This is a genomic window from Cypionkella aquatica (genome assembly GCF_030161095.1).
Lineage (GTDB): Bacteria > Pseudomonadota > Alphaproteobacteria > Rhodobacterales > Rhodobacteraceae > Cypionkella > Cypionkella aquatica.
On the sequence record NZ_BSPP01000019.1, the window covers coordinates 43,948 to 64,133 of the forward strand.

20 protein-coding genes are annotated in these 20,186 nt (G+C 63.8%); 7 read left to right on the forward strand and 13 right to left on the reverse strand.

Features of this window, described 5'->3' with window-relative positions; translation table 11 throughout:
• Positions 1-2: 2 nt before the first annotated feature.
• The 9 genes from pufA to QQJ98_RS19150 all read right to left on the reverse strand — a co-directional run bounded on the left by pufA (position 3) and on the right by QQJ98_RS19150 (position 7,891).
• A complete protein-coding gene (gene pufA, locus QQJ98_RS19110; protein ID WP_284326885.1) occupies positions 3-191 on the reverse strand; it encodes a light-harvesting antenna LH1, alpha subunit in 189 nt (62 codons plus the stop codon).
• A gap of 14 nt (positions 192-205) precedes the next feature.
• Positions 206-355 carry a light-harvesting antenna LH1, beta subunit gene (pufB, locus tag QQJ98_RS19115; protein ID WP_284326886.1) on the reverse strand — a complete coding sequence of 50 codons (150 nt, stop codon included), beginning with the start codon at positions 353-355 and terminating at the stop codon, positions 206-208.
• Between the two features lie 120 nt (positions 356-475).
• Positions 476-697, reverse strand: coding sequence for a cytochrome PufQ (gene pufQ, locus QQJ98_RS19120; RefSeq protein WP_284326887.1), 222 nt, complete (start codon positions 695-697; stop codon positions 476-478).
• Positions 694-2,172 (reverse strand): chlorophyllide a reductase subunit Z, encoded by a 1,479-nt coding sequence (bchZ, locus tag QQJ98_RS19125; protein WP_284326888.1) that lies wholly within the window; start codon positions 2,170-2,172, stop codon positions 694-696. Before bchZ ends, pufQ begins: the two co-directional genes overlap by 4 nt.
• Positions 2,172-3,743, reverse strand: coding sequence for a chlorophyllide a reductase subunit Y (gene bchY / locus QQJ98_RS19130; protein ID WP_284326889.1), 1,572 nt, complete (start codon positions 3,741-3,743; stop codon positions 2,172-2,174). The genes bchZ and bchY overlap by 1 nt, the downstream gene beginning before the upstream one ends.
• 54 nt (positions 3,744-3,797) lie before the next feature.
• Positions 3,798-4,802, reverse strand: coding sequence for a chlorophyllide a reductase iron protein subunit X (locus QQJ98_RS19135; RefSeq protein WP_284326890.1), 1,005 nt, complete (start codon positions 4,800-4,802; stop codon positions 3,798-3,800).
• Positions 4,799-5,755 carry a chlorophyll synthesis pathway protein BchC gene (gene bchC / locus QQJ98_RS19140; RefSeq protein WP_284326891.1) on the reverse strand — a complete coding sequence of 319 codons (957 nt, stop codon included), beginning with the start codon at positions 5,753-5,755 and terminating at the stop codon, positions 4,799-4,801. Before bchC ends, QQJ98_RS19135 begins: the two co-directional genes overlap by 4 nt.
• 134 nt (positions 5,756-5,889) lie before the next feature.
• Positions 5,890-7,008 carry a methyltransferase gene (locus QQJ98_RS19145; protein ID WP_284326892.1) on the reverse strand — a complete coding sequence of 373 codons (1,119 nt, stop codon included), beginning with the start codon at positions 7,006-7,008 and terminating at the stop codon, positions 5,890-5,892.
• Between the two features lies 1 nt (position 7,009).
• Positions 7,010-7,891, reverse strand: a complete 882-nt coding sequence (locus QQJ98_RS19150) for a polyprenyl synthetase family protein (RefSeq protein ID WP_284326893.1) — start codon at positions 7,889-7,891, stop codon at positions 7,010-7,012.
• A 116-nt stretch (positions 7,892-8,007) separates the two neighbouring features.
• Here QQJ98_RS19150 and crtD point away from each other — a divergent pair, with 116 nt between their 5' ends.
• The gene (gene crtD / locus QQJ98_RS19155; protein WP_284326894.1) at positions 8,008-9,567 is read left to right on the forward strand and encodes a 1-hydroxycarotenoid 3,4-desaturase CrtD; all 1,560 of its coding nucleotides are present in this window, start codon (positions 8,008-8,010) and stop codon (positions 9,565-9,567) included.
• On the forward strand, positions 9,564-10,400 hold the full coding sequence (crtC, locus tag QQJ98_RS19160) for a carotenoid 1,2-hydratase (protein WP_284326907.1): 837 nt from the start codon (positions 9,564-9,566) through the stop codon (positions 10,398-10,400). Before crtD ends, crtC begins: the two co-directional genes overlap by 4 nt.
• A gap of 523 nt (positions 10,401-10,923) precedes the next feature.
• On the opposite strand, the gene QQJ98_RS19165 is transcribed toward crtC, so the two are convergent.
• The 3 genes from QQJ98_RS19165 to QQJ98_RS19175 are packed head-to-tail and all read right to left on the reverse strand — an operon-like array spanning position 10,924 to position 14,078.
• The gene (locus QQJ98_RS19165; RefSeq protein ID WP_284326895.1) at positions 10,924-11,457 is read right to left on the reverse strand and encodes a TspO/MBR family protein; all 534 of its coding nucleotides are present in this window, start codon (positions 11,455-11,457) and stop codon (positions 10,924-10,926) included.
• A gap of 36 nt (positions 11,458-11,493) precedes the next feature.
• Positions 11,494-12,519: a 15-cis-phytoene synthase gene (crtB, locus tag QQJ98_RS19170; RefSeq protein WP_284326896.1), complete on the reverse strand. Its 1,026-nt coding sequence runs from the start codon at positions 12,517-12,519 to the stop codon at positions 11,494-11,496.
• A complete protein-coding gene (locus tag QQJ98_RS19175; protein WP_284326897.1) occupies positions 12,516-14,078 on the reverse strand; it encodes a phytoene desaturase in 1,563 nt (520 codons plus the stop codon). The genes crtB and QQJ98_RS19175 overlap by 4 nt, the downstream gene beginning before the upstream one ends.
• 146 nt (positions 14,079-14,224) lie before the next feature.
• Here QQJ98_RS19175 and crtA point away from each other — a divergent pair, with 146 nt between their 5' ends.
• Genes crtA through bchO form a run of 4 tightly spaced genes read left to right on the forward strand, consistent with a single transcriptional unit; the run spans position 14,225 to position 18,458 of the window.
• The gene (gene crtA, locus QQJ98_RS19180; protein WP_348523145.1) at positions 14,225-14,920 is read left to right on the forward strand and encodes a spheroidene monooxygenase; all 696 of its coding nucleotides are present in this window, start codon (positions 14,225-14,227) and stop codon (positions 14,918-14,920) included.
• Positions 14,917-15,921, forward strand: coding sequence for a magnesium chelatase ATPase subunit I (gene bchI, locus QQJ98_RS19185; protein WP_284326898.1), 1,005 nt, complete (start codon positions 14,917-14,919; stop codon positions 15,919-15,921). The genes crtA and bchI overlap by 4 nt, the downstream gene beginning before the upstream one ends.
• A complete protein-coding gene (locus tag QQJ98_RS19190; protein WP_284326899.1) occupies positions 15,918-17,579 on the forward strand; it encodes a magnesium chelatase subunit D in 1,662 nt (553 codons plus the stop codon). Before bchI ends, QQJ98_RS19190 begins: the two co-directional genes overlap by 4 nt.
• A complete protein-coding gene (gene bchO, locus QQJ98_RS19195; protein ID WP_284326900.1) occupies positions 17,580-18,458 on the forward strand; it encodes an alpha/beta fold hydrolase BchO in 879 nt (292 codons plus the stop codon).
• Here the strand turns inward: bchO and hemC are convergent.
• Positions 18,455-19,390 carry a hydroxymethylbilane synthase gene (gene hemC / locus QQJ98_RS19200; RefSeq protein ID WP_284326901.1) on the reverse strand — a complete coding sequence of 312 codons (936 nt, stop codon included), beginning with the start codon at positions 19,388-19,390 and terminating at the stop codon, positions 18,455-18,457. The genes bchO and hemC overlap by 4 nt on opposite strands.
• A gap of 78 nt (positions 19,391-19,468) precedes the next feature.
• On the opposite strand from hemC, the gene hemE reads away from it, so the two are divergent.
• Positions 19,469-20,186 (forward strand): uroporphyrinogen decarboxylase (gene hemE, locus QQJ98_RS19205; protein ID WP_284326902.1); only part of this gene is annotated, 718 nt, incomplete at its 3' end.

Here is a 20,186-nt window from a genome sequence, read left to right on the forward strand (position 1 = left end):
AATCAAGGAGCCGGGGCAACAACCACAGGTGCGTAGTTATATTTTGCTGCCGCGATATCGAACCAGTTGTAAGCCGGGTTCGACAGCAGGACGAGATGGATCATCACGGCCAGCAGAAACAGGAAAACGCCCTGTGCCACAAACACGCGACGCGGATCAAAAATCAGCCAGATCTTGTAGAACTTGCTCATGTCTAGATCCCCCCTTAAAACCACGGACGCCAGATGAACACGGCTATATGCGCGATAACGGCGATGGTCGTGAACAACCAAAGCCCGCTCATGTAGACCGAGTGCAGCTCTTGCGCCTGCTGGTCAGTTAGACCTGTAAAAGACAGGTCGGTTCTATCAGCCATAGTACCCTCCGGATATTCGGACTGACGCCGCATTCCCTGCGGCCGGGCCACGGTGGGCGGAATGCCCCTCCGATGTTTCGCCACCCCGTTGCCGGAAGGGCGAATTCTGTGTGCGGATGGTTATCCGCGGAAAATCATAGGCGTGACGGCCTGCGCATCTTTCAGCGCGCGCGCCACAGGCCCCAGCCGGGGCAACTTGGCATGACGCAGCGTTTGCAGCAGCCAGCCCACCACATGCGGCAGCACGGCCAAGCTGAAAATCAGCGCGAAATAGATGAAGAACTCGGTCTTGTTCAAACGCTTGACCTGATGCAGGTCGCCGTTTGCGGTGTAATCACTCATGTTCTCTCTCCCAAAGCAGAGGAAAGGGCCACGCCGGGCAGCCCCTCCACGGTTTCGCGCACCACACGTTCAGCACCTGCATCCAGCGCAGCCTTTTCGGCCGCATCGCGCAACGTCCGCGCGGCGCTGATCCGGGTCAGGATCGGGTGAGTGTTCACAATGCGGTCCAAGGCCGCCTGCGCATCGACATCCCAAGGGAAATCGCGGCGCAATGTCGTGGGGGTTGCGGCAGCCGAATCCATCTCGGTGCCCAGCGGCAGAATGTGGAACAGCGCGTCAAACAGGCTGTTGCACACTTCTTGCAAGATCCAGACCGCCCCGGCATAGCCCATCATCGGCGTGCCGGTCGCACGGCGGATCGCAGCACCGGGAAACGAAGCCGCGATGAAACTGGGGGCCGGCCCAAAGCCGCCTTTCAGTTCCGCCAGATACATTTTCTCGTTGATAGACCCCATCACCACCAAGGGCCGATGCTGTTTCAACAGTCCCCGGATCGCCTCGTTGTTGGTCTTTTGCCCCGGCGTCCGCGCCACGGCAAAAGCACAGGGCAGGCCAAGATCAGCCTCAAGATAATTGCGGATGCCCCGCGCATAAGTCTCGGTCGCCACAATCGCAAAAGACGCGGTTGCGAAGAAATCCTGCGTGACAGAGCGCCACAGATCCCACACCGGCTTGAGCGTCGAGTGCTTTTCCCGCTCGATGAACGGCTCGGGGTCCAGCCCCAGCATCTCGCCCAGCTTGCGCAGGAATTTCGTCGTGCTGTCGACGCCAATCGGCGCTTGCAGATAGGGCTTGCCCAATACCTCGGCCAAACCCCGGCCAAATTCACGATACATCACCACATTGGCGTCAGCGTTGACCAGATTGCGCATCTCGGCCACATGCGCACCCAAAGGCATCACCATGTTGATCTCGGCCCCGATGCCTTCGACCAGACGGCGCAATTCGTGCAAGTCCGAGGCCATGTTGAACACGCCATACATCGGCCCTAGCAGGTTCACCCGTGGCTTGGCACCCTCGGCACGTTTCGCCTCGGGAGGCATCCGGCCCTTGGTCATCGCAAATTCGGTGAAAATCCACGTCATCGCCCGGTCGGCGGTCTGCCACTGATCCTCGTCAATCGTGCGCGGCAAAAAGCGTTGGATGTTGGTGCCCATCGGCGTCACACCACCACCGATCATCTCGGCGATAGAGCCCGTCACCACCACCGCAGGCAACGCCGGGTCGAGCGTTTTCCACGCCCGCTTCATCGCCCCTTCGGTGCCATCGCGGCCCAGTTCTTCTTCGCCCAAGCCCGTCACCACAATCGGCAACTCATGCGGCGGCAGCGCGTCGGTATAGTGCAAAACGGAGGTGACAGGCAGGTTTTCGCAGCCCACCGGCCCGTCAATCACCACTTGCAGCCCTTTGACGGCGCAAAACGCATAAACCGCGCCCCAGTAGCCCCCTGCCCGGTCATGATCCTGCACCAACATCAGATCATCTCCTCGGCCTTGGCGGCACGGGCGATCTTGTCGAGTTTCTTCTGATGCACAGCGCGGAAATCGGGGCGCAGATTTGGCGCACCTTCCCAGATGCCAGCGGTATCGCCGGTGCCAACGCCCTCAAAAAACTCTTTCATCACCTCCATCCGGCCCCGGCCTGCGATGGCGGCATTGACAACCTGCCCCAAAGACCCGGCCCCGGCTGGCCCCATCAAGGGCCGCGCAGAAATCAGGTTGGTGAAGTAAAGGCTTGGGATCGCCAGTTCCTTCGCCTTCTGCACCAGCGGAGTCGTCCCCACCGCCAGATCGGGCCGGATCGCCATCATGGCGCTTAGATCATCCTCAAGCGAGGCGCGGAATTTCACCTTTACGCCCTTGGCCTCCAACCATTCCAGATCGGGCGCGCTCCAAGGCGTTTTCGGGCAAGCGGTGCCGACATAAGGCACATGCGCGCCGGATTCGATCAGCAGGCGCGCGACCAGCAATTCAGAGCCTTCATAGCCCGACAGCGTGATGGTGCCCTTGATCGGGTTGGCCGCCAAAGCGCCTTTGATCGCGGGCAAAAAGGCGTTCTGCGCCGCCGCAATCCGCGCCGGATCAATGCCATAAGCCTCACCAATCGCCGCCAGCCAAGCCGCCGTGCCATCATGGCCAACCGGGGCAGAGCCGACAATCTTGCGGCCAGCTGCCTGAAACTCACGCACCGCAGCGGTGTAGAACGGATGGATCGCAGCCACGACATCGCAATCAAGGGCCGCATAGAGTTCCCGCCACTCGCGGCACGGCACCACTGGCCCCGCCGCCAAGCCCATCGGCGCCAGCATCGCGCCCAGCATCATCGGGTCGGCTGGAAACATCTCGCCCAACAAGGCCACTTGCGGGCGATCCGAACGACCAGCCGCAGGCGCTGCCACCGGCCCCGCCTCAATCTCGGCCCGGGCATATTTCAGCATCGCCCCGGCCAGAACATCCTTGGCCTCGGCATGGGTCGGGATGCCAAAGCCTGGCACATCAATGCCGACAATCCGCACGCCGTTGATTTCGCTGGGCAACAGCCGCAGCGGCACACCGCTGGCTGTCGGCACACACAGGTTGGTCACCACCACCGCGTCATAACGCTCGGGGTCAGCCAGTTCATGCACCGCGTCGCGGATGTCCTCAAACAGCTTGCCGGTCACAAGGGATTCCGAGTTGAACGGCACATAACCAACCGACCGACGCGCGCCGTAGAAATGCGACACAAAGGTCAGCCCATAAACGCAGCAGGCCGAGCCCGACAGAATAGTAGCCACCCGCCGCATCCGCAGCCCGACGCGCAAAGAGCCAAACGCCGGGCACATGCTTTGCGGTTTGTCATGCGGGCCTTGCGGATAATCCGCCGCGTATTGGTCCAACAGTTCCGAATTGCCAGCCGCGCGCGCCGCAGCCTCCATCGTCGCCGCCCCGGCATGACAGCCCATGCCATCAACGGGCGCGCTGACCTGCGATTGCGGTTCGGCCTCTGCCGCCGCAATCTGGGTCAGCGGCGCGTCATGGGCGCTGTCATAGCCGATTTCGGTCATTTCGCACCCACAAGGCGGCGCAAAGCGGCTTCCATTTCGGCAAGGCGATCAAGGTCAAACATGGTCATACACCACTTCCAGCGATTTCTTCAGAACGGCATTCTTGCCGCGCATGTCCGCATCGGTTGCCGGGGTCAGCACGAAATTGGCGCCTGTGGTTTCAGCATCGAACAAGGCCAGCAATCCGTCTTGGTTGACGGGCTTCGGGCGGACCGGAGGTGCGATTTCCACGGCCTCGGCAAGGGCCGCAAACATCGGGCCCCATTGCGACTGATAGCTGCCAACAATCTGATAGTTCGCGCTTTTCTTGCGCAGATCATCGTCCTGCGGAATCGCCGCCAGCACTGGAATCCCGACCACATCAGCAAAAGCCGCAGCCTCGCCCGTGCCGTCATCCTTGTTGATCACCAGCCCCGCAATGCCGACATTTCCGCCCATCTTGCGGAAATATTCCACCGCCGAGCAGACGTTGTTGGCGACATACAGCGATTGCAGATCGTTCGACGCGACCAAGATGACCTTCTGCGCCATGTCGCGCGCAATCGGCAAACCAAAGCCACCGCAGACCACATCGCCCAGAAAATCGAGCAGCACATAGTCGAAATCCCAATCGTGGAACCCCAGCTTTTCCAGCAGTTCAAACCCGTGGATAATCCCGCGCCCGCCGCAACCCCGGCCCACTTCCGGCCCGCCAAGTTCCATCGCGAACACACCGCCACGCTTGAAGCAGACGTCGCCGATCTTGACCTCTTCCCCCGCCAGCTTTTTCTTCGACGAGGTTTCAATGATCGTCGGGCACGCCTTGCCGCCAAACAACAGGCTGGTGGTGTCAGATTTCGGATCGCAGCCGATCAGCAACACGCGCTTGCCCATCTCGGCCATCATGTGGCTCAGGTTCGCAAGGGTGAAAGACTTGCCAATGCCGCCCTTGCCATAGATCGCGATGATCTGGGTTTTCTTGGTCGGTACGCCCTGGGGAATTTCCAACGAAGGTTCCTGATGCGCCTCTTCGCGCAGCCGATTGTCGAAATCGACAAGGTTCGGAATATCAAGCGTCATGCGTGGCCCTTCCAGTCGAGTATCATTTTAAGGCAGTTCGGATCGGTGAATGCCGTCTCATAGGCGGCGGCGGCTTGGCTGGCGGCGCCGGTGTGGGTGATCAACCCCGCCAGCGAAAGCGCATCGGATTCAACAAGTTGGCGCGTCGCCACCATGTCATCAGCAGCCCATTCGGCGGCAATGCGAAACCGCGCTTCCTTCATGAAGGCGGGCGGAAAGGCGAAGGAAATCGGTTGGGTGTAAAAGCCCGCCAAAACAATCTCGCCACCCTTTTTGATCCGCCCGATCAGGCGGTTCAAAAGGTCAGGCGCACCTGAGGCATCGTAGATCGCGGCGTAATCGCGGCGCGGATCGTCTTCCGGCAGCATCACCTGATAACCTTCCGCGCCCGCATGCCGGGCCAGATCGGTCTCCCACACCACCGGCGGCGGTGCGCCAGCGGCGACAGTCAGCCGCGCAAGCAAGCGCCCCAAAACCCCATGCCCCACAATCAGATCCGGCAAAGCTCGGTCAAATCCGGCCAGCGCATGCCGCGCCGTCGCGGCCAAAGCCAGCAAAGCGCCTTCGGCCCGCAGGGCCCGGTCAATCCGCGTGACCCGAGCACCGGGCGTCACCAGCAACTGCGACGCCGCCCCAAACAGCCCACGCACGGGACCAGCCTCGGTCGCCTCAAAGCAATTCGCGCCGGGGACGAACACATACTCGCCGACACGCAAACCCGATTCGGGCCCAGCCTCAACCACTTCGCCCGCGGCCTCATAGCCCGGCACCAGCGGATAACCCATGCCCGGAAACGGCGGCATTGTGCCCGACCAGAACAGCTTTTCCGTGCCCGTCGAAATACCCGAATAGGCGATCTGCACCACAACATCCGCCACGCCGGGCGGCGTCAGTGACAGTTGCCCCAGTGACAGCTGCTTTGGTGCAGAAAGTATGACGGCATTGGTTTTCACGATCACTCCCCGGATGGCTGAGGCCCTGAGTCTCAATACAAGACCAAACCCTGCGCTATCCTCTTGGTGTCATTCTAGGCTTACATATATAACTGTCAAACAAAATAGACACTTTTGAAAACTTCTCTGTGAACTCACCCGCGCCGGGCCGTGATGACCGATGTGATGAAAGGCCGAAATCCTGTATGAACACAGATACTTGTGAACCCCGCCGCTGACAAAATCGCCTCAATCTCTGCGGCAGACCGTGTGCGCCCGGTTTGCATCGCCATAGTGTAAATTGCAAAGTACACATCGGTTGCGCGGTCAGGCACAGCCCCACCTGACATCGGCTCGGATATGATCAGCCGCCCGCCCACGGGCAGGGCCGTATGCACCGCCTGCAAAAGCCGCAGCACCGTCGAATCATCGTGATCATAGAGCACCCGCACCAGGCTGATCGCATCAGCCCCCACCGGCAACGGATCATCCCGAAAACTGCCCGGATGCAGCGCCAGCCGCCCGGCAAAGCCCGAAGCCGCCAGCCGTGTCCGCGCGCCTTCCAGCACCACGGGCAGATCGAACAGATCAAGCTGCATCTGCGGATAGGCGCGACCCACCGCTGCCAGAAACGCCCCCGTGCCGCCGCCCACATCCATCAGCCGCTGCACCCCGGTCAGCGGGGCCATCCGCAACGTATCCTCGGCCACCAGCACCTGACTTTCGGCCATCAGCTCGGAATAGGTCGCCGTGACCTGCGGATCGACCGCGCCCGCCGCGCCAAAAACATAGGGCCAGAACCGCGCAAGCTGGGTGTCGCGGCCATCCCGCAGAAACGCCACCGGGTCGGCCAGATCGGCATAAAGGGCGCGGTGGTGCAGGATCATCGCCTGCAAACCCGGAACGGCCAAAAGCGATGCACCCCGCAGGGCCAGACCAAAGCGGCCATCGCGGTGCCGCTTCAGCAAGCCCAGCCCTGCACCCGCTTGCAGCAAAACCTGCATCCGTTCGGGCGGCACCGCGCACAGGCCCGCCATCTGCGGCACCGCCATCGGGCCATCTTGCAGCAGATGCAGCACGCGCAATTCCACCAGCGCCATCAGAACCTGCGCGTTTACAAACCCTGCGACCACGTCGAACAACGCCGCACCCTCGGCCCGCGCAATCCGCCGCACAAAAGGAATACGTGCCGCCCAAACCTGAAACCTGCGCGAGGCCGCCAGCCGCAACAGCCAGCCACGCCGAAAAGAGCTTAGGCTGGGCAAAACCGTCATATCAGCGCCGCACGTCGGCCCGCTGCAAAACCGGGGCCACCGGAGTCATCCGTTCGGCATAGCGCCGCACCATTTCGGCCAGCATCGCCTCGCCGGGGCAAGACGGAATCGAGGCAATCGCCCCACCCAAGATATCTTTCAGCCGCCGGATCGCGCCCTGCACCCCCAGCGATGTCACCGCATTGGGCCGCCCATGCGCCGCATCTTGGCCTGCAGGTTTGCCAAGAGTTTCGGCATCATACAGCGCATCGCGCAGATCATCGGCCACCTGAAACGCCTCACCAATCCGCGCGCCCAATTCTTCCCAAGGCTCGGCATCCTGCCCCGCAGCCAGCGCACCCATCTGCGTCGCGGCAATGAACAGCGCCCCGGTTTTGGCGCCGTGATAGGCGGACAGGTTGACCTGAGACTCACTCTCCCACCCCTGCCCCGCGCAAATCCCATCCGGCATTCCGGTGCGGCGCGACAGAACCCGGATCATCTGCAAGGCACGGTCAGCATCTTTGCCCGCCGCAGCCGCCAGCACATCAAACGCCAACACGATCAGGCTATCCCCGGTCAGCACCGCCAGCGGTTCAGAAAACGCGCGATGCACGGTTGCCTTGCCGCGGCGTTGGTCGGCATCGTCAAAACAGGGCAGATCATCATGCACAAGGCTGGCGCAATGGATCAACTCCAGCGCCACCGCCGCCGCATCGGAAAGGCGGGGGCGATCATCGCCGCAGGCCAAAGCCACGCTGAGCAGAATCGTCGGCCTGATCCGCGCCCCACCCGGCGTCACCGCATAGTGCAGCGCCTGCGCCAGTTGCGCCGGGGCATCGCCGCCCATAGCCCCACGCAAAACCTGCGCTGTCGCCGCATCAAGCCGTTCGTCGATCTTCATAAGAAAGCTCCTCAACGGCCGGGCGCCCGGCTGATCCATCGGGAAGTGTCACTATAAAATGACACATATATGTAAATCATACTGGACAGTTTCCATGTCCAAGTCAACAATCAGACATGGCAACCGCAGGGCAAAAAATCATCGTCATCGGCGCGGGCATGGGGGGGCTATGCTCTGCCATCCGCTTGGCCGCCGCTGGCATGCAGGTGACTTTGGTCGAATCGCAGGCCTACCCCGGCGGCAAGATGCGCTGTTTGGCGTCGATGGCGGGGCCGATTGATGCGGGGCCGACGGTTTTGACGTTGCGGGCGGTGTTTGATGAATTGTTCGCGGTGGCGGGGGAGACTCTGGACGATCACCTGACGCTGGTGCCGCAGCCGTTGCTGGCGCGGCATTGGTGGCTGGATGGCGGGCGGTTGGATTTGTTTGCCGATCCGGCGCAAAGTGGCGCTGCGATTGCCGAGTTTGCGGGGGCCAAGGCAGAGGCGGAGTTTCAGGCCTTCAACCGTCAATCCGCCCAGCTTTACAAGGCGTTTGAGCGGCCGATGCTGCAGGCGATGCGGCCTGATCTGGCTGGCATTGGGCTGAACGCTTTGCGCGCGCCTGCGGTTTGGCCTGCGCTTTTGCCGCAGCGAAGCTTGGCGGCGCACCTTTGCAACAGCTTTACCGACCCGCGCTTGCGGCAGTTGTTTGGGCGATACGCCACCTATGTTGGCGGTGCGCCGGATATGTCGCCTGCGGTGCTGGCGCTGATCTGGCAGGCCGAGGCGCAGGGGGTTTGGGCGGTTAAGGGGGGGATGCATCATCTGGCCCGCGCTTTGGCAGAGCTTGCGACCCGGCTGGGGGTGACGATTCGCTATGGCACCTCGGCGCTGCGCATCCTGCGGCAGGGGGGGCGGGTGACAGAGGTGGTGCTGTCAGACGGGCGGGCGATGAAATGCGATGCGGTGGTGTTCAATGGCGATCCGGCGGCGCTTTTGGCGGGGCTTTTGGGCAATGGACCGCAGCAGGCGTTGAAACCGATTGCGGCGCATCCGCGCAGTTTGTCGGCTTGGGTCTGGTCGTTTGCCGCCACCCCTGCCTCGTTCGATCTGGCGCATCATAATGTGTTTTTCAACAGCGACACCGCGCTTGAATTCGGGCCGATCCGCCAAGGCCGGATGCCGGATGAGGCGACGCTGTATGTCTGCGCGCAGGATCGTTCGGTGCCAGATTTCCCTAATTCCGGGCCAGAGCGGTTTGAGATCATCATGAACGCCCCCGCCAAGACGACCCTTTCCCCGCATGAGGTTTCCGAATGTCGCGCCAAGACTTTTCCGCAACTGGCCAAGTTCGGCCTGACGTTTTCGCCCCCACCCCCCGACCAAGCCCTGATGACGCCACAGGGGTTCGCGGGGCTGTTTCCGGGGTCGCAGGGGGCGCTGTATGGGCGCAGTCCGCAGGGGCTGATGGCGAGTTTTCAGCGACCCGGCGCGCGGACAGCGGTGCAGGGGCTGTATCTGGCGGGGGGCGGCGCGCATCCGGGGGCGGGGGTGCCGATGGCGGCCTTATCCGGCAAGCACGCGGCCGAGGCGATACGGAACGACCTGACTTCGGATGCGTCGTGGCCCCGGACGGTTATGCGTGGTGGTATGTCGATGGTGTCTCGGCTGACGGGACGCGCGCGGTCTCTGTGATCGGCTTTATCGGCTCGGTGTTCTCGCCCTGGTATGCGTGGTCGGGGCGGCGCGATCCGGCGAACCATTGTTGCATCAATGTGGTGACCTATGGGCCGGGTGGGCGCTTTACCATGACCGACCGGGGGCGGGGGGCGTTGCTGCAAAGCCGGGATGCGTTGCAGATCGGGCCCAGCCGGATGGCGTGGCAGAACGGCACTTTGGTGATTGATGTGAATGAGGTCTCGGGCCTGCCGATCATTGCGCGGGTGCAGGGGCAGATCCGGCTGACGCCCTCGGCTGTGACGGAGGTGGAGGCGATGCTGACCCCGGATGCGCGGCATATCTGGCGACCGTTTGCGCCCTCGGCCCGGATCGAGGTGGATCTGTCGCAGGGGCACGCTTGGACGGGGCACGGCTATTTCGATGCCAACTTTGGGCAGGCGGCGTTGGAGGCGGATTTTCAGCGTTGGACATGGGGGCGCTATCCGCGCGCCCATGGCGGGACGACGTGTTTTTATGATGGCATCCGGGCCGATGGATCGACGCTGGCGCTGGGGCTGGATGTGGCGGCGGATGGGTCTGCGGTGCAGATTGCGCCGCCACCGCTGGCGCCACTGGCGCGCACCGGATGGCGGATCAAGCGCGATACCCGCTGTGATGCGGGGGCTGCGCCGCGCCAGACCAAGGCGCTGCTGGACGCGCCGTTTTACAGCCGATCACTGGTGCAAACCCGGATCGACGGCGAGGTGGTGACGGGGGTGCATGAGGCGTTGGACCTTGGGCGGTTCCGATCCCCGGTGGTGAAAGCGATGCTGGCGTTTCGGGTGCCGCGGCGGGAAAAGTGGCCGTAAAGGCGCGGAAAAATCTGTCCCCGCGGGGACAGACTTGTGGTTTTCCCTGGATTTCGGACGATTTTATACAATATGTAGTGTATGTGGTCGATTTATGATGCGCGGCTGTGGGTTTTGCCCGATTTGGCCGCAGACAAATCGGGCCGCGCCTGCCACCCGGCCCGGCCACGGGCCGGGCGTTCTTCGCTGAAATCTTCCACTGGAAGATTTCTAATCGCTCATCACCCCTCGGCAGGCGCGGTTTCCGCGCCAGCCCAGTCAGGCGCGCCCCGATTTACAGACGTTGGTTTGCGGCATGACGCCCCTTGCTCAACGCCTTTCAGGCTTATGAGCAACTCACCGGAAAACGCTCCAATGGAGCGTTTTCTTTCGGTTCGGGAAGAGGGTCAGCATGCAATCGCTGAAAGGTGCAGTGCTTTGGCTTGGGCGGGACGGGCGCTGGCCGGGGACTTTGGCCCCCGACCGGAACACCAACCGCTGCGCTTGGCCAAGGCGATGGCCTTGGCCATTGCGGAACTTCGCTTTATCCTGCGTTGGGGTTCAGCCGCATCACGCTGAAATTCAGCGCGCCTGCAATCGTGACCCAGACGAGATAGGGCAGGAACGCGGCGCCCGCCCAGAAATCGACGCCAAAGAAGCTCCACGTCGTCGCGGCGACGGAAAGCCACAGGAACACCATCACCACCATCGCGGCGCGGATGCGGTGCAGGCCGAAGAACACCGGGGTCCACAGCGTGTTGAACGCGATTTGCAGCGCCCAGAACGCCAAGGCTTGCACCACATTGCCTGCCAAGACGGCCGAGCCGGGCAAGGGCGTGGTGCCCGCAACGGCCGCGCCGCCCGTTACATCAGCCGACAAGGCAACGCCTGCCACCCGCATCGCGGCATAGGCGATCAGCAGATAGAGCGTGGTCCAGACCACCGGGAACACCCAGTTGCGCGGGGTCCATGTTGGCTTTTGCAGGCTGTCATACCACGCGCCGGGGTTGAACATCGCGCCCGTTGCGGCGGCGGCACCGCAGGCGGCCAGAAAGGTGAAAAACAGGGGCCAGTCCATCGGCGTCGCTCCAAACTAGGGTGGTTTGAAGCTAGGTCAGATTCCGGCGCGATCCAAGGGGCGGCGGGCGCGATCTTTGGATTCAAGTTGTGCAAGGGCGGCGAACAAGGCTTCGGATCGGCTGAAGCGGGCGGATTTGCGCGCGGCGGCATCGACGAGGAAGGCGGTTTCCGGGCGGGCGGGGGCGTGCAATGTGGCCGATCCGGGCAGCAGGGCTGACGCGGCGCTGCGGGTCAGCGACAGCGCCAGCCAGCCGAGTTTTTGCGCGCCACTGGTGCGGGCGCGGGCGGTGATGCTGTCATATCCATTGCGCGCGACTGCGCCACCGATGCCGGCGTAGACATGGCGGGCGGCATAGATGCCGGGGCGGCAGGTCAGCGGCAGCGCGGAAATCCCAACCTCGGCTTCGTGGTAAAGGCGGGCGGCTTCGGTCAGCAGGCGTTGGATCAGCGCCCGCAGGGCGGGGGTGGCTTGCGGGTTTTGCAGGAAGGCGGCGGGAGTCAGCTTGGCGTCGGCCAGCCAATCGAGCGGCAGGTACAACCGCCCTGCCCGCGCATCTTCACCAATATCGCGGGCGATATTGGTCAGCTGCATCGCCAGCCCCAGATCGCAGGCCCGGGCCAAGGCATCAGCGTCGCGCACCCGCATCAGAACGCACATCATCGCGCCAACGGCAGAGGCGACACGGGCGCAGTAGGACAGAAGGTCGGGCAAGGTTTGATATTGGCGGCCAAAGGCATCCCAAGCGAGACCTTCGAGCAGGGCATCCGGCAAGGCGCGGGGCATGTCGAAATCTTCGACCACGGCAGCGAAGGCCCGGTCAGCGGCGGCGTTGCGCGGGCGGCCGGCGTAGACGAGATCGAGGCGGTCGCGCAGGGCCAGCACGGCGGGGGCCTTGTCGTCGCTGTCATCGACGGCATCGTCGGCTAGGCGGCAGAAGGCATAAAGCGCCAGCGCGGGGTCGCGGACATTTGCGGGCAGCAGGCGCGATGCAGCGTGGAAGGAAAGCGAGCCGGTGCGGATCGCCTCGCGGCAATGGGCCATGTCGGCGGGGGCGATCATTCGGCTGCCATTCTTTGGGCGCGCGTGCGGGGGGCGTTGGGGACGAGGGTGCCGAGGACTTCGGCGCTGGCGATCACCCCCGGCAGACCCGCGCCGGGATGGGTGCCTGCGCCGACCAAGTAGAGGCCTTTCGCCTCCTCCGAGACGTTATGCGGGCGGAAATAGGCGGATTGCAGGATGCGCGGCTCGATAGAAAAACCACTGCCATAGGGCGACAGGTAGCGGGTTTGAAAGCTGTTGGGGGTGAAGATCAACTGCTCGGTCAGATGATCGGACAGGCCCGGCAGCAGGCGGTCTTCCAGCATCTTTTGCATTTTCTGGCGGTAGGGTTCGGCCTCGGTTTGCCAATCGGTGTCACCTATCCCGAGATGCGGGACGGGGGAGAGAGCATAGAAGGTGTCATCGCCCACGGGGGCCACCGACGGATCGGTGACAGAGGGGCGGTGGACATACAGGCTCATGTCGTCGGCCAGCCTGCCCCGGATGAAAATATCGCGGATGTGGTCTTTGTAGCGCGGGCCGACGAGGATGGTGTGATGGCCAACCTCGGGCCATTTCAGGCGGGTGCCTTTGGTGCCGAAATACCAGACGAACAGGCCCATCGACCAGCGTTTGCGGGCGAGTTTCGGGGGCGTCCAGCGTTTGCGGCGGTGGTTGCGCAGCAGCCGGTCATAGGTGTGGCCCGCGTCGGCGTTTGACACCACGATATCGGCGGCGATCACCGCGCCATCGGTCAGCCGCACGCCAGTCGCGCGGCCATTTTGCAGCAAGATTTCATCGACTTCGGCGTTCAGGCGCAGGGTGCCGCCTTGGCTTTGGATCACCCCCGCCATCGCCAAAGCAATCGCCGCCACCCCGCCCATCGCGTAATGGACGCCAAATTCCTTCTCGAGATGGCTGACAAGGATATACATCGAGGTGACGTGAAACGGATCACCGCCGATGAACAGCGGATGGAAGGACAGCGCGAACCGCAGGCGTTCATCTTTCACGCGAGAGGCCGCATGGGCGTAGACCGATTTGTCAGCCCGCAGCGCAACAAAGGTCGGCAGCACTTTCAGAAGATCAGCAAAGCGGTGCATCGAGCGGCGGCCAAGGTTTTCAAAGCCGAACCAATAGCGTTTCTCGCTGTCTTTCAGGAATTTGTCATAGCCGGGAAGGTCGCCGGGCGACAGCCGCGCCACCTCGGCCCGCATCGCGTCGGTGGATTGGCGGGCGGTAAAGGTGGAGCCGTCTTGCCATTGAATCTGATAGAACGCCTCAAGTGCGCGCAGATCAACGTCTTGGTCAAAATCACGCCCGCAGGCGGCCCACAGATCGCGCAGGCCCTGCGGCACGGTCACGATTGTCGGGCCAAGATCAAAGCGGTGGCCGCCTTGGGTGATCGAACTGCCACGCCCGCCGGGCATGTCCAGCCTGTCAATCACCGTCACGCGGTAGCCTTTGGCCCCCAGCCGCATCGCCGCCGCCAAGCCCCCCAAGCCCGCGCCGATCACGATGGCATCAGCCCCAGAGGTGCGGGGCAAGGCGGTGGAGGGGGTTGAAGAATCTGTCAGCATAAAGTCACGATATACTGTCTAGTGTAATTTACAATACGCACATTTTCATTGTGGAATCCGCCATTTTACTTTGCAGATGCCGCAAAAACTGTAAGACTATTCTGACACATACCGCTGCTTATAGCCCGAGGTCTGCCATCAACACCGTGAGTCTTTCTCTGTTTCGCTTTGCCTCACTGCCCGCCCGGATCTGGGTTTTCGGGCAAATGGGGGCGGCGCGGCTGTCGTTCATGCGGATGCCCGAGGTCGGGTTCTGGAAGCTGTGCGGATCAGGCACCGGCGAAGGTTTCACGCCAAAACCCAATACCGCAGTTTGGGCCATTCTTGCGACCTGGCCCGATGCGGCGACAGCGCGGCGGGTGATCGCGGAGGCCCCGGTGTTCAAGCGCTGGCGCAAGCATAGTGCTGAAAACTGGACGATTTTGCTGGAGCCGACCTCGGCCCGGGGGCAATGGTCGGGGCGCGCGCCGTTCACCGCGACGGATGCCCCCAATACTGGCCCCATCGTGGCGCTGACGCGGGCGACGATGCGGGCCTCGACGTTTTTGCGGTTCTGGCGGCGGGTGCCGGATATCTCGGCTGCAATCGGGCAAGACCCGAATGTGATCTTCAAAATCGGCATCGGCGAGGTGCCGCTGCTGCATCAGATCACGTTTTCGATCTGGCCCGATGCCGCCAGCATGGCGCATTTCGCGCGCGGCGACGGGCCGCATGGCCGCGCCATTCAGGCGGTGCGGGCCGAGGGGTGGTTTTCCGAAGAACTTTACGCCCGGTTTCGGATTCTGGATGATTGGGGCACTTGGGGCGGCATCCGCCCGCTTGCCGTAAAGGATGCCGCATGAGCCAACCGTTCCCCTTCTCGGCCATCGTTGGCCAAGCCGCGATGAAACAGGCGATGGTGCTGACCGCGATTGATCCGGGGATCGGCGGTGTGCTGGTGTTTGGCGACCGTGGCACCGGCAAATCGACGGCGGTGCGGGCGCTGGCGGCGCTGTTGCCAGAGATTTCGGCGGTGGAGGGCTGCCCGGTGAACTCGGCCCGTGTGCAGGATGTGCCGGAGTGGGCGGGGGTGACATCGGGCAAAATGATCAAGCGCCCGACCCCGGTGATTGACCTGCCGCTGGGGGCGACGGAAGACCGTGTGGTGGGCGCGCTGGATATTGAACGCGCGCTGACGCGGGGTGAAAAGGCGTTCGAGCCGGGGCTGCTGGCGCGGGCAAACCGGGGGTATCTGTATATCGACGAGGTGAACCTGCTGGAGGATCATATCGTCGATCTGCTGCTGGATGTGGCGCAATCGGGTGAGAATGTGGTGGAGCGTGAGGGGCTGTCGATCCGTCACGCGGCGCGGTTCGTGCTGGTGGGCTCGGGCAACCCCGAGGAAGGCGAGTTGCGGCCGCAGCTGCTGGATCGGTTTGGGCTGTCGGTCGAGGTGGCAAGCCCGCGCGATATTGAAACGCGGGTCGAGGTGATGCGCAGGCGCGACGCCTATGAGAATGACAACGCCGTGTTCATGAAGAAATGGCGGGCGAAGGATAGCGGTTTGCGCAAGGCGATTCTGGCGGCGCGGGCGGCGCTGCCGGGGCTGAAAACGCCGGGTGTGGTGCTGCATGATTGCGCGGCCTTGTGCATCGCCTTGGGCTCGGACGGGTTGCGGGGCGAGCTGACGCTGCTGCGGGCCGCACGGGCGCAGGCGGCGTTTGAGGGGGCCGGAGTGGTCAGCCGCGTGCATCTGCGCACGGTGGCGGCAAGTGCCTTGGGGCATCGGTTGCGGCGCGATCCGCTGGACGAGGCCGGATCGGGCGCGCGGATGGCCCGCACCATCGCTGAAATCTTGCCGTGAGTGATCCGCTGTCGCCATGGGGCCGGGTAGAGGCTGCGCTGGCGGTGCTGTCGGTTGATCCGGCGGGGGTCAAGGGGCTGTGGTTAAGGGCGCGCTCTGGCCCGGTGCGGGATGCGGTGGTGCAGGCGCTGCCTTTGGGGCGGCGGATTCATCCCGGGATTGACGATGTGGCGTTGTTTGGTGGCGTGGATCTGGCGGCGACGTTAAGCGCGGGTCAGTTGCGGCGCAGTGCAGGGATTTTGTCGGGGGCGGAGCCTGTGGTGCTGACGATGGCGGAACGCTGCCCCCCTGCCCTTAGCGCGCGGCTTTCGCTGTGGCTGGACGGCGCGGGGCCGTGTCTGGTGGCGCTGGATGAAGGGGCCGAGGCGGAGGAGGTTTTGGCTTCTGGTCTGGCGGATCGGTTGGGGTTGTTCCTTGATCTGGGCGATATTGGCTATTCGGAAAGCGGCGCAATCTTGCTGCCCGCTGATCAGATCGCGGCGGCGCGGGGCCGTTTGGCCGGGGTGGTTTTGCCCAAAGGCGCGCTGGAAAGCCTGACCACGGTGGCGCTTGCCATGGGCATCGCCAGTCTGCGCGCGCCGCTGTTGGCGATTGCGGTGGCGCGGGCGCTGGCGGCTTGGCGGGGGGAAGCGGTGGCGTCGGAAGATACGTTGCGCCACGCCGCCGAATTGACGTTGGCGCATCGCGGCGATTTGCCAGACGCGGGCGCGCCAGAGCAGGACAGCACTCCGCCGCCGCCCGATCCGGGTGAGGCTGAGGCCGAACAGCCGCAACACCAAGACGACCGCATCCCGGATGACATTCTGCTGGAAGCCGTGCGCGCCGCCCTGCCCGCTGACCTTTTGGCGCGGCTGGCGGCGGGCAAAGCCGCGCGGGCGGCGAAGGGCAGCGGCGGCACGGGGGCTGCGCGCAAGGGCAATCATCGCGGGCGGCCGTTGCCGCCGCGCCCCGGCGTGCCGGGGTCGGGCAAGCGGATTGATCTGGTGGCAACCCTGCGCGCCGCAGCCCCGTGGCAACCTTTGCGCAGGCGCAGCCCGGATGCGACACGGCTGGAGATCCGGGCATCGGATCTGCGGTTGAAGCGGTATCAGGAAACCTCGGACCGGGTGTTGATCTTTGCGGTGGATGCGTCGGGATCATCAGCTTTGTCGCGGCTGGCCGAGGCGAAAGGCGCGATTGAGTTGCTGTTGGCGCAGGCCTATGCGCGGCGCGATCATGTGGCGCTGATCGCGTTTCGCGGGCTGGCGGCAGAGGTGTTGTTACCGCCGACGCGATCCTTGGTGCAGACCAAACGGCGGCTGTCGGGCTTGCCGGGGGGGGGTGGCACGCCTTTGGCGGCGGGGCTGAAGATGGCGTTTGATCTGAGCCTGCAGACCCGCGCGCGCGGGATGACGCCGACGATTGCGCTGCTGACCGATGGGCGGGGGAATATCGCCTTGGACGGCAGCGCCAACCGCATCGAGGCCGAGGCCGATGCGCAGCGCCTATCTCGGCTGATCTGTGCGGCGGCGATTCCGGCGCTGGTGCTGGACATCGCCAGCCGCCCGCAAGCGGCCCTGCAACGGATGGCGGCCAGCCTTGGGGCGGCCTATGTGCCGCTGCCACGCGCCGATGCGCAGCGGTTGTCGGGCGTGCTGCAAGCGGCATTGGGGGCATAGATGCAGACCCCGGTGATCCCCGCTGACTGGCCCTATCGCAGCGCGTCACAGCATATACGCTGCAAGGGCCATCTGTGGCATGTGCAGGACGTGGGCAGCGGCCCGGTGGTCCTGCTGCTGCATGGCGCGGGCGGGGCGACGCACAGCTTTCGCCATCTGATCCCGTTGCTCAGCCCGGATTACCGCGTGATCGCGCTGGATTTGCCGGGGCAAGGCTTTACCGTCTTGGGCAACCGCGCGCGTTGCAATCTGGATGCGATGGCTGAAGATGTGGCAGGGCTTCTCCGCCAGCAAGATTGGCAACCACTTGCGATCATTGGTCATTCTGCCGGGGCCGCCGTTGCGCTGCGGCTGGCCGAGATCAGCCCCCCGCAGGCCGTGATTGGCATCAACGCCGCCTTGGGCGGGTTTGAGGGCGTGGCGGGCTGGCTGTTTCCGGCGCTGGCGAATGTGCTGGCGCGTCTGCCCCTTGTGCCGCAACTGTTCAGCAAACTGGCTGGGACGCCGCGTCAGGTGCATCAGCTTTTGGCCTCGACCGAATCGCAGATCGACGCAGGCGGAGAGGCGCAGTATCTGCACCTTTTGCGCCAACCCGGCCATGTCGCCGCCACCTTGGCGATGATGGCGCAGTGGCAGTTGGACGGTTTGCTGAACCGCCTGCCGCAGCAAAAGGTGCCATGCCTGCTGATCACCGGAGCCGCCGACCGCGCGGTGCCGCCTGCAGTATCACAGCGCGCCGCCGCCGCGATGCCGCATGCCGAATGGACCCCCCTGCCCCGCTTTGGCCATCTGGTGCATGAAGAAGCGCCCGAGCAGGTCGCAGCCCTGATCCGCGATTTCCTTGCCCCCTATGCCAAGGCGGACATGCGATGCGCCTAGGCGAAAAACCCCGTCCCGGCGCGGCCCAGAAGATCATCGGCCAGCGTCTGGCCCAAGACGGTTGCGTCAGCGATGCCGCCGCGAATGTCGCCCGTGATCACCTGACTGCCATCGGGGCGCAAAATCTCGCCACGCAGCCACAGCTGATCGCCTTGCAGCACCGCAAGCCCCGCGATCGGGGTTTCACACGATCCATCCAGCCGCGCCAGAAACCCACGCTCAGCGGCAAGTTGCTGGCCGGTGGGGGTGTGGTGAATGGCGTCCAGCATCGCCTGCGCGCGCGGGTCGTTCTGCCGGCGTTCGACGCCAATCGCACCTTGGGCGACGGCGGGCAGCATCTCGGTCACTTCCACCGGGCGGGCGACCTCGGCCATGCCAAGGCGGTTCAAGCCCGCCATCGCAAGGAAGGTTGCCGCCGCCACGCCATCATGCAGCTTTTTCATCCGGGTCTGCACATTGCCGCGAAACTCGACCAGTTGCAGGTCGGGGCGACGATGCGCCAGCTGCGCCCGACGCCGCAGGCTGGACGACCCGACCACCGCGCCCTGCGGCAAATCCATCAACCCGCCGCCGTTCAGCGTCACAAAGCCATCGCGCACGTCCTGACGCGGCAGATAGCAATCCAGCCACAGCCCATCGGGTTGCAGCGTGGGCATGTCTTTCATCGAATGGACGGCGATATCAATGCCGCCTGCCAGCAGCGCATCTTCAATCTCGCGGGTGAACAGGCCCTTGCCGCCGATATCCTTCAGCGCGCGATCCTGAATCTGGTCGCCGGTGACCTTGATCACCACCACCTCAAACGCCTCAACGGGCAGGCTGTAGGCCTCCATCAGGCAGCGCCGCACCTCATGCGCCTGCCACAGGGCAAGCGGAGAGCCTCGGGTGCCGATCTTGAAGGGGTGCGCGGGGGTGGGGAGAGGATGTGTCATGTTTGAAGGAATAGCGGTGTCACTTTGCGCTGACAACACCCGCGAGCGATCTTGCAGCTTTCTGTATCTGGAGTGCCTATGTCGAAACTGATCCTGCGCGCCCTTGCGGGCGAAACTTTAGCAACGCCACCGATCTGGATGATGCGGCAGGCGGGGCGATACCTGCCCGAATACCGCGCGACGCGGGCGCAGGCGGGGGATTTCCTGTCGCTGTGCTATAACCCGGAATTGGCCGCAGAGGTGACACTGCAACCGATCCGCCGCTATGGCTTTGATGCGGCAATTCTTTTCGCCGATATCCTGCTGTTGCCGCAGGCCTTGGGGGCGGATCTGTGGTTCGAGGTCGGCGAGGGGCCGCGGCTGTCCACCGTCACCACCATGGCGGGGGTGCAGGCGTTGAAACCGCGCGAGGCGATCCATGAGACCCTCGCGCCGATCTATGAAACCGTGCGGATTCTGGCGCGGGAATTGCCGGCAGAGACAACGCTGATCGGCTTTGCGGGGGCACCCTGGACGGTGGCGACCTATATGATTGCGGGTCGGGGCAGCAAGGATCAGGGCGCGGCGCATGCGTTGAAAGATGCAGATCGGGCGACATTCTCGGCGCTGATTGATGTGATCACCGAGGCCACGATTGATTATCTGTCAGCACAAGTGCAGGCCGGGGCCGAGGTGGTGAAGCTGTTTGATTCTTGGGCGGGCAGCCTGAAAGGTCAGGATTTTCAAGACTTTGCGGTGAAACCCGCCGCGCGGATCATCTCGGCCCTGAAGGCGAAGCACCCCGGCCTGCCGGTGA

Coding starts and splice junctions, on each gene's coding strand:
- bchI (WP_284326898.1), top strand. CDS start 14,917: ATGAGCCAACCGTTCCCCTTCTCGGCCATCGTTGGCCAAGCCGCGATG.
- pufA (WP_284326885.1), bottom strand. CDS start 191: ATGAGCAAGTTCTACAAGATCTGGCTGATTTTTGATCCGCGTCGCGTG.
- crtD (WP_284326894.1), top strand. CDS start 8,008: ATGGCAACCGCAGGGCAAAAAATCATCGTCATCGGCGCGGGCATGGGG.
- QQJ98_RS19165 (WP_284326895.1), bottom strand. CDS start 11,457: ATGGACTGGCCCCTGTTTTTCACCTTTCTGGCCGCCTGCGGTGCCGCC.
- hemC (WP_284326901.1), bottom strand. CDS start 19,390: ATGACACATCCTCTCCCCACCCCCGCGCACCCCTTCAAGATCGGCACC.
- pufB (WP_284326886.1), bottom strand. CDS start 355: ATGGCTGATAGAACCGACCTGTCTTTTACAGGTCTAACTGACCAGCAG.
- bchY (WP_284326889.1), bottom strand. CDS start 3,743: ATGACCGAAATCGGCTATGACAGCGCCCATGACGCGCCGCTGACCCAG.
- bchZ (WP_284326888.1), bottom strand. CDS start 2,172: ATGTTGGTGCAGGATCATGACCGGGCAGGGGGCTACTGGGGCGCGGTT.
- QQJ98_RS19150 (WP_284326893.1), bottom strand. CDS start 7,891: ATGAAGATCGACGAACGGCTTGATGCGGCGACAGCGCAGGTTTTGCGT.
- QQJ98_RS19135 (WP_284326890.1), bottom strand. CDS start 4,802: ATGACGCTTGATATTCCGAACCTTGTCGATTTCGACAATCGGCTGCGC.
- QQJ98_RS19175 (WP_284326897.1), bottom strand. CDS start 14,078: ATGCTGACAGATTCTTCAACCCCCTCCACCGCCTTGCCCCGCACCTCT.
- pufQ (WP_284326887.1), bottom strand. CDS start 697: ATGAGTGATTACACCGCAAACGGCGACCTGCATCAGGTCAAGCGTTTG.
- bchO (WP_284326900.1), top strand. CDS start 17,580: ATGCAGACCCCGGTGATCCCCGCTGACTGGCCCTATCGCAGCGCGTCA.
- QQJ98_RS19145 (WP_284326892.1), bottom strand. CDS start 7,008: ATGACGGTTTTGCCCAGCCTAAGCTCTTTTCGGCGTGGCTGGCTGTTG.
- crtB (WP_284326896.1), bottom strand. CDS start 12,519: ATGATCGCCCCCGCCGACATGGCCCATTGCCGCGAGGCGATCCGCACC.